This window comes from Thioclava sp. JM3 (assembly GCF_002213185.1).
Classification (GTDB): domain Bacteria; phylum Pseudomonadota; class Alphaproteobacteria; order Rhodobacterales; family Rhodobacteraceae; genus Thioclava; species Thioclava nitratireducens.
This window is the reverse complement of the sequence record NZ_NBOB01000003.1, coordinates 79,950-92,739: the sequence shown is the minus strand read 5'-3', so window position 1 is coordinate 92,739 and position 12,790 is coordinate 79,950. Positions and strand designations below refer to the sequence as shown.

Below are 12,790 nucleotides of genomic sequence, written 5' to 3'. Positions count from 1 at the left end.
GCGGCCCTCCCCTTTCAGGAAACCTCGGCGATGCGGCGCAACATGGCAAGGTTTTCCTCTTCGACGCCCTCCTCCTTGAAACGCCAGTCGGCGGCGTTAATCGCGATCACCGCGTCGGTCGCGGGGCTGACATAGATATGCTCGCCATAGATGCCGCGCGCGAAATAGTCGCCGCCGTGATCCGCCGTGTCGACGGGCACCCACCATTGATAGCCGTAGCCCTCGCCCTTCGGCGCCTGCAGCGCGGTCGATTTCGTAACCCAGTCCTCGGGCACGATCTGGCGGCCGTTCCAGAAGCCCTTTTGCAGGAACATCTGGCCGAAGCGCGCATAGTCGCGCGTCCGCAGGTTCAGCCCGCCAAGTACGAAGCTGACGCCCAGCCCGTCGGTCAGCATCACGGGCGCGGCCTCCAGCCCCATCGGCACGATCAGCAATTCACCCATCACCTGCGCCGGGTCGGCCCCGGTCGCGCCCGCAATGACCATGCCCAGAACATGCGTGTCGATCGAGACATAGAGCATCCGCGCCCCCGGCTCCGCCTCGCGGATCTTGAGCGAGGCTGCGAAGGCGTCCATCGACCGCCCCATCGCCAGCACACGACCCATCTTGTTGATATCCGAATGGAAATCCAGATAGTCCTCGTTGAACGCCACGCCCGAGGACATCACCAGCGCATCTCGAATCGTGACGCCGTCATAGCCCGACCCCTTCAGCTGCGGTGCAAAGCGGGTGAGCGGCGCGTCGAGATCGGGGATGACACCCTGATGGTGCAGGATCCCCAGCGTGGCCGAGAGGAAGCTTTTCGCCATCGACCATGAGATCCGCAGATCCTCTGGCGCAGTGCCGCGGAAATAGCGCTCATGCGTGATCTGGCCATGGCGCAGCTTCACCAGCGCGGTGATCCAGCGCCGCTCGATCCAGTCGTCGACACCATCGGGCAGCGCATCCTCCGCCCCGCGGGGCAGGTCCGACACCGGCCCGTCGCCACGCGCAATCTCGCGCGAATGAAACAGCGCGGGCATGTTGGAGAAATTGCCGACGATCCGGTCGGGCTCGAACAGCCGGTTCACCGCGCGCAGCCGCGCGATCTCGTCGCGCTTCCACCAAGCGAGCCCCGCAATCGGCAGCGCCGCCGCCATGCCGACACGGATCGCTCCGCGCACCGCCTTTTGTCCAAGCTGTTTCATCGCACGTCCCCTCATCGCATGTCGTCACGGCAAGCAAGCACGCAGCACGCCGCCGCGGCAAGGAGAACCGGGCGTCATCGCGCAAACGCGACCTGCCCAAGGGTCAGTAGATATAACGGATCTGGTCGGTCCAGTAGCGCTCCATCCGGCGCAGCGTGTGGTTCATTTCTTCCATCGCTTCGAAGGTGATGACGCCGCGCGTCTCCATCCCGCAGGCATGCCGCTCGAACAGGTCCGCGACATTGTCGCGCAAGCCCCGTCCTTTCGGCGTCAGGCGCACCCGGACCGAGCGGCGATCGATCTCGCTGCGCTGATGGTGCATATAGCCCGCCTCCACCAGTTTCTTGAGATTGTAGGAGACGTTCGAGCCCTGGTAATAGCCACGGGTCTTCAACTCCCCCGCGGTCACCTCGTTTTCGCCCACGTTGAACAGCAACAGCGCCTGCACCGGGTTGATCTCGAGGATGCCCAGCCGCTCGAACTCGTCCTTGATCACATCGAGCAGCAAGCGGTGCAGCCGCTCCAGCAGCGATAGGCTGTCCAGATATCCCGCCATCAGCCCCGGGCTCGCCGGGACGGACGTCATGTCGCTTGCAGATTTCTGCACGGTCATAGCACTCTCCGCCAGTTGCGCTGCCCCTCAGGCAGGACAGTGGCGGGAAATGGAAAAGATACCGTTAATCGGGCCGAAATCTCTGAAAATTCGCGGAAAACCCGATAAAACCCGGGGTTTCCGCGCGGTTTTCAGCTTTTGGTAATGTGGCGCTCGCGCGCGAATTGGCCGATTTCGGAGAGCAGATCGAGATATTGCGGCGGGCAAGGCTGCGCGCCGGACACCCACGGGTAGAGGTCCTGATCGTTCTCTTCGAGCAGCTGATCGTAGAGTTCGAGAGTGTCGGCATCCAGCTCGGGCAGCCGCGCATCCGCATAAGGCCCGAGGATCAGGTCCATTTCCTTGATCCCGCGCCGCCAGCTGCGCATCTTCATCCGTTTCAGCCGCGCCTCTCGCGTCTCTGCCATCAACTCTCTCCTGCCACCAAACGCTTCTCCAGCCGTGCCAGCCGAACGTCGAGCTCCTCGAGGCCGGACCGCACTTCCCGGATCTCGCGCACAAGGGCGCGTTCCGCCTTTGCGTCTTCTCCCTGTTCGGGCGGGCCGTCAAGCCCTTCGCCCGACCCGGTGAGCAGCCACATCAGCGTGACGTTGAGCATGCCCGACAGCATCTGCAGCCGGTTCGCGCGCGGCTCGAGCACATCCTCTTCCCAAGCCTGCAACGTCTCGAGCCGGACGCCGAGCTGCGTCGCCAGGTCCTCCTGGCTCAACCCGGCCGCTTCGCGCGCCCCCGCGAGCCGGTCGCCGAATGTTGCGCTCGCCTCGCCATACCAATCGTCGACCATGATCTCTCTCCCGCTTTCACTTGAACGCTCTTGGCCCCAAGCCTAGAAGTTTGCCGAACGAGTTACAAATCAAGGGCGACCCGATGGCATTCCTTTCCGACACGCTTGCGCGGGTGAAACCCTCTCCGACAGTCGCGATGACCGGCAAGGTGGCTGAACTGCGCGCTGCGGGCCGCGACGTGATCGGTTTGTCCGCCGGCGAACCCGACTTCGACACGCCCGAGTCGATCAAGGGTGCCGCGAAAGCCGCGATCGCGGCGGGCAAGACGAAATACACAGCAGTGGATGGCATCGCCGAGCTGAAACAGGCGATCTGTGCCAAGTTCGCCCGCGAGAACGGGCTTCGCTACACGCCCGAGCAGGTCTCGGTCTCCTCGGGCGGCAAACAGGTGCTGTTCAACGCGCTGATGGCGACGCTCAACCCCGGCGACGAGGTGGTGATCCCGACGCCCTACTGGGTCAGCTACCCGGATATGGTGCTGATCGGCGGCGGCACCCCCGTCTTCGTGCAAGGTGATCCCGCGATGGGCTACAAGATCAGCCCCGAGGCGCTGGACGCCGCGATCACGCCGAACACCAAGTGGTTCCTGTTCAACTCGCCGTCGAACCCCTCGGGAGCTGCCTATTCGCGCGACGAGCTGAAGGCGCTGACCGACGTGCTGCTGCGCCACCCCCATGTCTGGGTGATGACCGACGACATGTATGAGCATCTCACCTTCGACGGGTTCGAGTTCACCACGCCCGCGCAGGTCGAACCCGCGCTCTATAACCGTACTCTGACGGTCAACGGCGTCTCGAAAGCTTATGCGATGACCGGCTGGCGGATCGGCTATGCGGCCGGCCCGAAAGAGCTGATCGCGGCGATGCGCAAAGTGCAGAGCCAATCGACCTCGAACCCCTGCACGATCTCGCAATGGGCGGCAGTCGAGGCGCTCAACGGACCACAGGATTTCATCGACACGTTCCGCGCCGCCTTCAAGCGGCGGCGCGATCTGGTGGTGGCCGGGCTCAACGCCTGCCCCGGCATCTCCTGCCCGACGCCCGAGGGCGCGTTCTACGTCTACCCCTCGATCAAGGATTGCATCGGCAAGACCTCCGCAGGCGGGTGCAAGATCGAGAGCGACGAGGATTTCGCCAACGCGCTGCTGGAGGAAAACGACGTCGCCGTGGTCTTCGGCGCGGCCTTCGGGCTTTCACCGAATTTCCGCATCAGCTACGCTACATCGGACGCGGCCCTGACCGAGGCCTGCGCCCGCATCAAGGCCTTCTGCGAAGGGCTGACATAAGGCGGACTATCCAAGGGAGATTGGCGAATGACTGACTTGCCCGAGTATTTTTTCCGGGTGAAGGAGAATGGCGCGACGGTGTTTCGCGTCGATATCGAGAACCGTCAGCGCCGGATCGAGATGGACCCGATCGCCAATATCAACATCCGCAACGGCGAGATCAAACCGCAGGGCGACCGGGTTCTGACCGAGGAAGACCGTGCCGAGATCGAGGCATGGATGACGCATCGCCGCGAGGTGCTCGCCCAGCGCGATGTCGACGATATTCTGCGCGCGGTCGATCACCTCAATCTCGTAGCGCAATGGGCGCAGTCGAAGGCGACCGATGCTCAGCTCGAAGAGATCACGGATACGCTGTTGCTGACGATGCACGACCTGCGCAGCGTTCTGGTGCGCAAGAAGGCCGAGCGGCTGACGAGCGAGGGCTGAGCCCTGCGGCTCGGGCCCATCGACCTCAGCCTTTCGAGATGAACCCGGTGATCGGATAGACGCGGCCCAGCGCGCCGGGGTTGCTCATGACGCGCACGGCGCTCCAGTCATTCTTCTCGGAGACATCCACCACGACCATGTCGAGCGACACTTTGTTACGCTCCCAGTTCGCGTGATCGACCCGGATCTGACGCGGCGAGTCGACGCCTGAGACGACCGCGATATGGCCCAGCGGATTGCGACGGGTCGCCGAGAAGGCCATCACCGCGCCGACCTTCGGCTGGTGACCGCGCGCATAGAGCCCCTTCGCCTGCGACCACCACGTCTTGGCATTGCCGCGAATGTCGATACCGGAGGCATTGCGCGCGAACGGCACGCACCAGACCCGCTGGCGCTTGGCGCGCATCTGCTTGGCCACCTCGACCGCGTATGCACGGCGTTCGAGATTGACGGCGCCGGCCTCATCCCGTGCGCTTGCGAAGCCCATCCTGTCGCCGGTGGTCGGGGTACAGGCCGCGACGGTCAGCGCCGCGATCAGAACAAGCGAGAGAGGGGCTGCACGGCCCGCAAGGTCAGAGATGGAGAGCATGGGCGATCACTGTCGATGTCGAATTGTTGCGTCTTCGTTACCTCGTTGCATAGCCCTGAATCAGGCTTTGACCGAAGAAGAAATTCGGCGCAGATCAGCGGGTTGGCGAATATCCGCTTACAGAAATGTAATGTAGGGAACTTTTTCGAGCCTCGCGCGGCGCGACTTCAGCGCCGATGGTCCGAGGAACAACGCGCCCGCAGGTAAATCTCGGCCCACGCGAAGCCCGGATCGATCCCCCGTTCGGCGAGCCATGCCTCCTGCAGGCGATAGGCTTCCGGCTCGGCCGCCGCAGGACAGGGCCAGTCCTTGGCTCGAAACTGAGCGCGATGAATGAGCTCATGCAAAAGCGAGGAAAGCAGCGTCGGATCGTCCTCCGACCAAGGCGCGACAAGGAAGATCCGGTCCTCGACAAAATCGTAGGCCGCGCGCAGATCGGCATCGACGAGGAGATCTCGCCCTTCATAGGTGATGACCTCTCCGCTCTGGCAAAGGAAAATCGCAGGCGCGCCCTCCGGCGCGGCGTAGTCGCTATGTTCTGCGATCCACGCGGTGAGCGGCGCCATCACCGCCTTTGGCACAGCGATCGGCAGCGGCGCGGGACAGGCCCCGACCGCTTCCGGACAGACCAGAGCAAGCCCTATGACGATGGCTCGGATCATCCCGCCTCCTCTGAGCACAGGATAGCAGGTACCGGATGCCCTCGGAAATGACGCCGGTCATTGGGCCGGATCGGTCGAGCCGGGCCCTAGTTCGGCATCATCGGCGGTGCCATCACGATATAGGGTGTCTTGGGCGCCTCCCCCGGCGGCAAGGCCTCTGGCATCGGATCCCCCGGCTCGCCGAGCGACTTGATATACTGGTAGAGCGAGCGCAGATCGCTCTCGGGCATGGCATGCACGTTGTAGAACGGCATCGGCGGCTTCGCGTCGAAGGTCTTCGCGAATTCCACGAAACCGTCCTCGTCCATATCCTTGATCTCGTCGCGCAAATTGACCGCATAGGTCGTGCCCCACGGACCCTGCCAGCCGAGCGGTACGCCCTTGAGCGCCGCCTCCGGATCGATCTTGCCGCCGGATTCGTTGTAACCGGCCGTGTGGCAGTCGTGACATCCCGAAGTGATCGAGACCAGCCTGCCTCGTTCGACCGAGACCTCCTGCGCGAGCCCTGCCGAAGACCCGGCCAGCGCGGCGAGCGCGGCCAGAGTAATGACGCGTTTCATGGGTATTCCCCCTCTCCCTTTTGACAGACGACCCTCTCCCGGGTCGTTTCTCCCTGTGGTCGGGGCTTTTGCGAAAGTCACCTGACCTAAGGGAAAGGATGCGCCCGGAGGGGCGAGTCGGGCAAGCGATGAAATGACACCCCCCCTTCAGCGCCGCCATGGCGACCTGGCATCGACTGCCCCGGGGTCGCGCCCATCCTCCCCACGGGAGCGCGCGATTTAGATGCCGCGCGAGCATGACCAAAATGCAGGCATCAAAGCGAAAGCAACAAGCGGCGAAGCTGTCAAAACGCCTATCCGACGCTCGGACGCCGCCCGCCGCCTCAGACGCTCACTACCTCGCGCAGCGCCTCGCGGGTGAGCGTCTCCTTCGTGCCCTCCATTGCGACCGCGCCGCGTTTGAGCACGTAGAAACTATCGCCCAGATTATGCGCGAAGTCGAAATACTGCTCGACCAGCACGATCGCCATATCCCCCTTTTCGCGCAGGTAGGAAATCACCCGCCCGATCTGCTGGATGATGTTGGGCTGGATGCCCTCGGTCGGCTCGTCCAGCAGCAGTAGCTTCGGCTTCATCAGCATCGCGCGGGCTATGGCGAGCTGCTGCTGCTGCCCGCCCGAGAGATCCCCGCCCCGGCGATTGAGGAAGTCCTTCAGGATCGGGAACAGCTCGTAAATCTCGTCGGGAATGACATGCTCGGATTTCGGCAGACAGGCGAAAGCCGTCTCCATATTCTCGCGCACCGTCAACAGCGGGAAGATCATCCGGCCCTGCGGCACGTAACCCAGACCCGCCTTCGCCATCGCCTGTGGCGGCACGCGCCCCATCTCCGCGCCATCCAGCGTAACAGACCCGCCCGAGCGCAGATGCGTCCCGGAGATCGCCTTCAGCAGCGAGGTCTTCCCAACCCCGTTGGTGCCCATGATGCAGGTCACCTCACCCGCACGCGCCACCATGTCGATCCCGTGCAGGATCTGGCTGCCGCCGTAGTGAAGCGTCAGCCCCTCGGTCTTCAGCATCGCGGGTTTTGTCAGATCAGCGGCCAAGATACACCTCGATCACGCGTTTGTCGGCGGTCACATGGTCGAGCGAGCCTTCCGCCAGAACCGCCCCCTCATGCAGCACCGTCACCTTGCAGTTCAGACGGCGCACGAATTCCATGTCATGCTCGACCACGACCACCGCATGATCGCGCGCCAGATCGACCAAAAGCGCGGTCGTTTGCTCGCGCTCGGCCAAGGTCATCCCGGCAGCGGGCTCGTCGACCAGCAACAGCTTCGGCTCCTGCGCCAGGAGCATCCCGATCTCCAACCATTGCTTCTGCCCGTGGCTCAGCTCGCCCGATTTGCGCGGCAGCTGATCGGCGAGGCCCACCTGCGCTGCGATCTCTTCGACGCGTGCACGATCGGCAGCCCCCGCCTTCCAGCCCAGCACCGCGAAAGGGCTGCGATTGGCCTTGAGCGCCATCATCAGGTTCTCGGTGACGGTCTGATCCTCGAAGACGGTGGGCTTCTGAAACTTCCGCCCGATCCCGATCCGCGCGATCTTCGCCTCATTGAGCCGCAGCAGGTTGGTCGAACTTTCGCCCCACAGCACCGAGCCCTCGTCGGGCCGGGTCTTGCCGGTCACGATATCCATGAATGTCGTCTTGCCTGCCCCGTTCGGCCCGATCACCGCGCGCAACTCGGACGGGCCGATATTGAAGCTGAGATTATTGATCGCCTTGAACCCGTCGAAGCTGACGGAGATGCCCGAAACCTCCAGCAGGGTCTGCGCTCCCGCCCCCGGTTTGACCGCGACATTCATTCCTGCGCCTCCTCTTCCCGGAACGAGCCCTTGTCGGGGCCAAGCGGCGCGCCATGGCGGTTCGGACGGCGGATGCCTTCGAAGAGATCGATCAGTCCCGACAGCCCTTTCGGTGCGAACAAGGTCACCAGCACGAAGGCGAGCCCCAACAGCACCTGCCACCAATCGACCCAGTCGATCGTGTAGAAGCCCAGCGGCAGATCGGGGACGCGGCCGCCAGTGAACCAGCTCGAGACGATGGAGACGAAGGCCGCCCCCATTACCGCACCATAAAGCCGCCCGCGCCCGCCGATAGCGACCCAGACCGCAAGGTAGATCGAGGCGATGGGCGCCATCTCGCCCGGGTTGATGATCCCCGCCTGCGGGTAATAGAGCGCGCCCGCGATGGCCGCGATCACCGCCGTCAGGGTGAAGACGAACAGCTTGTAGCCTTCGACCGAATAACCAAGAAAGCGCACCCGCGCCTCGTCGTCGCGAATGCCGCGAATGACCGAGCCGAACTTGCCCGAGACGATCAGCGACGCCGCGATATAGCCAAGCGCGAGCGCAATCGCCGACGCCCAGAGGAACCAGATCGACAGATGATCCTGCCCCGCGCTCACGCCGGGAATGTTCTGCAACCCCGAAAGCCCGTTATTGCCGCGCAGCCCGCTCTCGTTCTGGAAGAGGTAAAGCGACAGCGCAAGCGTCATCGCCTGCGTCAGGATCGACAGATACACGCCCGTCACACGTGAGCGAAACGCGAGCCAGCCGAAGATCAGCGCCAAGAGCCCCGGCACCAGCACCACGAACAAAAGCTGCATCGGCAGGTTGCCCGCGAAGGTCCAGATCGCGGGTAGATCGGACCCGCCCACCACGCCGAAGATCTGCGTGCCGATCGCGTCATTCACCTCCTGCGGTGTCATCGGGAACTCGCCCGCCGATTTCAGGACGATGTCGCGGGTGCGCTCGTACATCAGCCACATGCCGATCATGTAGCCGCCCAGCCCGAAGAAGGCGAAATGGCCGAGCGACAGAATGCCTGTATAACCCCAGACCAGGTCCATCGCGATGGCGATCAGGCACAGGCACAGCGTCTTGCCCAGCGTCTTGACCATCGAGGTCGAGATAGCGCCCGGCCCGTAGGCATGGGAGAGCAAAGTGACGCCCAGCGTGAAGACCGCAAGGATCAGCAGGAACCACAAGACGGAGGGGTTCTTGGCGAGAAATCCGGATTTCATGCGCGAACCTCCGATGTTGCGGCGGGGGTTTCGCACCCCCGCGCTCCCGCGGGATATTTGGACCAAGAGGAAGGGAAAGCGGTCTGTCTCATGCTCAATCCCCCGCGGCCCGGCCCTTGAGCGCGATGATGCCGCGCGGGCGGAACTGGATGAAGATGATGATGAAGAGGATCATGTAGGTCTGGGCCGCGAGCGTATTCGACGGGTTCAGCCATTCGATGCCCTTCTGCAGCACGCCGATCAGGGTCGCGCCCGCGAGCGTGCCGAAGATCGAGCCGACGCCGCCGACCACGACCGTCATGAAGCTCTGAACGATATAGTCCTGCCCCATCTCGGAGGTGACTTTCGCGAAAAGCCCGATGGCCACGCCCGCAATCCCGGCAATACCTGACCCAAACCCGAAAGCCAGCATGTTGATCCGGTCCGGGTTTATCCCCATCGAAGCCGCCATCGAGGGGTTCTGCGTGACCGCGCGGACCTCCAGCCCGAGGCGCGTCTTGCGCATCACCCAGAGATAGAGGGCGAGGAATACCAGCGCGAGCACGAAGATCGCGATCCGGATATAGCTGATCGAGACGACATCGTTGAGTGTCCACGCCCCCTCCAGCCACGGCGGCGAAGTCAGAGGACGGGCCTGCGTCCCGAAGATATTCTTGAACAGCTGCTGCAGCGCGATGGAGATGCCGAAGGTGGCCAGCAGCGTCTCCAGCGGGCGTTTGTAAAGATAACGGATCACCAGCCGCTCCATCGCGACGCCCGCGCCGAAGGTGATGGCGAAGGCCAGCGGCAGCGCGATCAGGATCGATAGCGTATAGTCGGGCACGAAGAGCTGCACGACATAGCCGGTATAAGCCCCCATCGTGATGAACTCGCCATGCGCCATGTTGATCACGCCCATCACCCCGAAGGTGATCGCCAACCCGATGGCGGCGAGGAAATAGATCGAGGCGAGCGATAGCGCATCGAGACCGAGATCGACCGTCTGCATCCCAGCCACCGTGCGGCTCACGCGGGTCAGCGCGGCCTCGGCGGCGGCGGTCACTTCCGGGTCGGGCTCGGCATAGATATCGGCGAATTGGTGATCGGCGACCAGTGCCTCGGCCTCGGCATTGGTCAGGCGCTGCGGCACCTCTCCGGCGGCGGCCAGCGCCGCATAGGCTTCTTCGCGCTTGACCGGATCGGACATCGCGGCAAGCGGCAGCCCGCCCACCTGACCATTCTTCACATGCGCGGCCAAAGCCTGCTGCATCTCGGAGGCCGAAATCCGCGCCGGCGCCATGTCGACCGAGACCAGCATCGCATAGGCCTCGTCTTCGGAAATATCGCGGCCCGGCTTGAGCGTCTTGGCGACATTGCCCTCGGGCGCGCCTTCAAAGACCTTGCGGGTCGTCGCCACCAGAGGGTTCAGCGTGGCACGGAAATCCAGCCCCAGATCGGCCCCGAAACTGTCGATCGCGGCGACGCGCTCCTCGGCATCCTTGCCGAAGCGGATCGTCAGCAGGCGTTCCAACCGCTGTTTCTGCGCCTTGATCGCGGGATCGGGCTCGTCGGGGATCGAGGCGCGCAGGGGCTCCAGATGCGACGCCTCGCCGTTGCGGTCGATCGCGATCAGCGCCTCGCGGCGTTTCTTCGGATCGGGATCGCTGAGCAGGAACCGCACCAGCGCCACGCCGATCTCGGCGCGCACGCCGGAATTGGGCTTCACCTCGTCGATATCGGATTTCGGCGCGGTGCCCGCAGGCTCTCCGGTGACCGGATCGCTCAGTTGGTATTCGCTGCCGGATTTCTTCACGATGAAGAAGGAGCCGTCGCTTTCGCGCAGCCCGACGCGCTTGTCGGCCCAGGCCTGCAGGAAGCGCGAGGCCCCCTCGCCCGAAGCCGCGATTGCCTCGATCACCGGGCCGATGGTGCGGCGCGACGGCTTGGCGACCTGCTTGGCATAGTCCTGAAGAACGGCGCGTAGCCCGAACGTCCCGCCTTGCGTGGCCTCCGCCTGCGGCGCGCTGCCCGCGTCCTGCGCCAGCCCGGGCACGGCCAGTGCCAGAACAATCCCGAGCGCGATCAAAAACTTGCGCATCCCGTCCCCTTAGGATGAAACGGCCGGGAGAGGCGCAGCCCTCCCGGCCAAGACACGATCAGTAGTTCGATTTCTTCTGAACGCAGGTTTCGGTCTCGGTGTTGTACATGCCGCAATCGAGCCCCGGCCAATCCGACTTGAGCACCGCCGATTCCGGCAGGAAGTCGGTCCACGCGTCGCCCGGCACCGGATCGGTCTGGCTGATGATGTCGAACTGACCGTCTTCCTGAATTTCGCCGATCAGTACCGGCTTGGTCAGGTGGTGGTTCGGCAGCATCTTCGCTGTGGAACCGGTGAGGTTGGGGAACTCCTGTCCCGGCATCGCAGCGATGACCTTGTCGACATCGGTGGAGCCGACCTGCTCGACGGCCTGCACCCACATGTTGAAGCCGATATAGGTGGCTTCCATCGGGTCGTTCGTCACGCGGCTGTCGTCGCCGGTAAATTCGTGCCACTGCTTGATGAAGGCCGCATTCTCGGGCGTATCGGCGCTCTCGAAGTAGTTCCAGGCGGCCAGCTGACCGACAAGGTTCTTGAGATCGGCGTCGCCGAGACCGGACAGCTCCTCTTCGCCGACCGAGAAGGCCACGACGGGGATATCCTCGGCGGTGATGCCGGAGGCTGCGAGTTCCTTGTAGAAGCCGATATTCGCGTCGCCGTTGATCGTCGAGATCACGCCGACCTTCTTGCCGTCCGCGCCGAGCGCCTTCACGTCGGAGACGATCTTCGACCAGTCCGACTGACCGAAGGGGGTGTAGTTCACGAAGATATCTTCCTTCGCGATGCCCTTGTCCTGCAGGTAGGCTTCGAGAATGTTGTTCGTGGTGCGCGGATAGACATAGTCCGTGCCCAGCAGCGCGAATTTCTCGACGCCAAGCTCTTCGAGGAAGTAATCCACCGCCGGGATCGCCTGCTGGTTCGGGGCAGCGCCGGTATAGAACACGTTGCGCGAGCTTTCCTCGCCCTCGTATTGCACCGGGTAGAACAGCAGGCCGTTGAGTTCCTCAAGGACCGGCAGCACCGATTTCCGCGACACGGACGTCCAGCAGCCGAAGATCACGTCGACCTTGTCCACGGTGATCAGCTCGCGCGCTTTTTCCGCGAACAGCGGCCAGTCCGAGGCCGGGTCGACCACGACCGCCTCCAGCATCTTGCCGTTGATGCCGCCTTTCTTGTTCTGCTCCTCGACCAGCATCAGGACCGTGTCCTTGAGCGTGGTTTCCGAGATCGCCATCGTGCCCGATAGCGAGTGCAGGACGCCCACCTTGATCTTGTCGTCTTCCTGCGCGAAGGCGAGGCCCCCGCTCATTGAGATGGCCCCGGCCAGCGCCGCGGACATCATCAGTTTACGCCGATTGATCATTTCATTTCCCTCGTTCACGTCAGCCCCGCGCGGCCCTTCAAGGGCTCATTCTGCGGGTGCCGAACCTCCACTATTGCCACCGGTCTCGGGACATCCCATCGACCCCGCGCCACACATCAAGGCGCCTCCGACATCCAAACCCTCACGCTGCAGCGCGGCAAAAAATTCCGGCACCGCGCAGCAAAAAACCCGCCGGTTGGGCGGGTCTGCCGAA

General features: G+C 63.7%; 14 protein-coding genes. 2 read left to right on the top strand and 12 right to left on the bottom strand.

Going from position 1 to position 12,790, the window contains the following annotated elements:
• Positions 1-14 precede the first annotated feature (14 nt).
• From B6V73_RS06325 to B6V73_RS06310, 4 genes are all read right to left on the bottom strand, one after another.
• The gene (locus B6V73_RS06325) at positions 15-1,187 is read right to left on the bottom strand and encodes a serine hydrolase (RefSeq protein WP_088724820.1); all 1,173 of its coding nucleotides are present in this window, start codon (positions 1,185-1,187) and stop codon (positions 15-17) included.
• Between the two features lie 103 nt (positions 1,188-1,290).
• A complete protein-coding gene (locus B6V73_RS06320; RefSeq protein WP_088724952.1) occupies positions 1,291-1,773 on the bottom strand; it encodes a MarR family transcriptional regulator in 483 nt (160 codons plus the stop codon).
• A 158-nt stretch (positions 1,774-1,931) separates the two neighbouring features.
• Positions 1,932-2,207 (bottom strand): succinate dehydrogenase assembly factor 2, encoded by a 276-nt coding sequence (locus B6V73_RS06315; RefSeq protein WP_075776927.1) that lies wholly within the window; start codon positions 2,205-2,207, stop codon positions 1,932-1,934.
• Entirely contained in the window at positions 2,207-2,584 is a 378-nt protein-coding gene (locus tag B6V73_RS06310) for a helix-turn-helix transcriptional regulator (protein WP_088720111.1), read from the bottom strand. Before B6V73_RS06310 ends, B6V73_RS06315 begins: the two co-directional genes overlap by 1 nt.
• Positions 2,585-2,667: 83 nt before the next feature.
• On the opposite strand from B6V73_RS06310, the gene B6V73_RS06305 reads away from it, so the two are divergent.
• Positions 2,668-3,870, top strand: coding sequence for a pyridoxal phosphate-dependent aminotransferase (locus tag B6V73_RS06305; protein ID WP_088724819.1), 1,203 nt, complete (start codon positions 2,668-2,670; stop codon positions 3,868-3,870).
• 27 nt (positions 3,871-3,897) lie between these two features.
• Positions 3,898-4,299: a hypothetical protein gene (locus tag B6V73_RS06300; RefSeq protein WP_088724818.1), complete on the top strand. Its 402-nt coding sequence runs from the start codon at positions 3,898-3,900 to the stop codon at positions 4,297-4,299.
• 25 nt (positions 4,300-4,324) lie between these two features.
• Here B6V73_RS06300 and B6V73_RS06295 read toward each other — a convergent pair whose 3' ends face one another.
• The 8 genes from B6V73_RS06295 to urtA all read right to left on the bottom strand — a co-directional run bounded on the left by B6V73_RS06295 (position 4,325) and on the right by urtA (position 12,552).
• On the bottom strand, positions 4,325-4,888 hold the full coding sequence (locus B6V73_RS06295) for a CHAP domain-containing protein (protein WP_088724817.1): 564 nt from the start codon (positions 4,886-4,888) through the stop codon (positions 4,325-4,327).
• A gap of 167 nt (positions 4,889-5,055) precedes the next feature.
• The gene (locus B6V73_RS06290) at positions 5,056-5,550 is read right to left on the bottom strand and encodes a DUF6647 family protein (RefSeq protein WP_088724816.1); all 495 of its coding nucleotides are present in this window, start codon (positions 5,548-5,550) and stop codon (positions 5,056-5,058) included.
• Between the two features lie 86 nt (positions 5,551-5,636).
• Positions 5,637-6,110, bottom strand: coding sequence for a cytochrome C (locus B6V73_RS06285; protein ID WP_088720106.1), 474 nt, complete (start codon positions 6,108-6,110; stop codon positions 5,637-5,639).
• Between the two features lie 323 nt (positions 6,111-6,433).
• Positions 6,434-7,129, bottom strand: coding sequence for an urea ABC transporter ATP-binding subunit UrtE (gene urtE / locus B6V73_RS06280; RefSeq protein WP_088724951.1), 696 nt, complete (start codon positions 7,127-7,129; stop codon positions 6,434-6,436).
• A 16-nt stretch (positions 7,130-7,145) separates the two neighbouring features.
• Complete coding sequence (gene urtD, locus B6V73_RS06275) at positions 7,146-7,916, bottom strand: urea ABC transporter ATP-binding protein UrtD (RefSeq protein WP_088720105.1); 771 nt, start codon at positions 7,914-7,916, stop codon at positions 7,146-7,148.
• Complete coding sequence (urtC, locus tag B6V73_RS06270) at positions 7,913-9,136, bottom strand: urea ABC transporter permease subunit UrtC (protein WP_088724815.1); 1,224 nt, start codon at positions 9,134-9,136, stop codon at positions 7,913-7,915. The genes urtD and urtC overlap by 4 nt, the downstream gene beginning before the upstream one ends.
• A gap of 94 nt (positions 9,137-9,230) precedes the next feature.
• Positions 9,231-11,213, bottom strand: coding sequence for an urea ABC transporter permease subunit UrtB (gene urtB, locus B6V73_RS06265; RefSeq protein ID WP_088724814.1), 1,983 nt, complete (start codon positions 11,211-11,213; stop codon positions 9,231-9,233).
• A 58-nt stretch (positions 11,214-11,271) separates the two neighbouring features.
• Positions 11,272-12,552 carry an urea ABC transporter substrate-binding protein gene (gene urtA / locus B6V73_RS06260; protein ID WP_168173055.1) on the bottom strand — a complete coding sequence of 427 codons (1,281 nt, stop codon included), beginning with the start codon at positions 12,550-12,552 and terminating at the stop codon, positions 11,272-11,274.
• Positions 12,553-12,790: the final 238 nt, after the last annotated feature.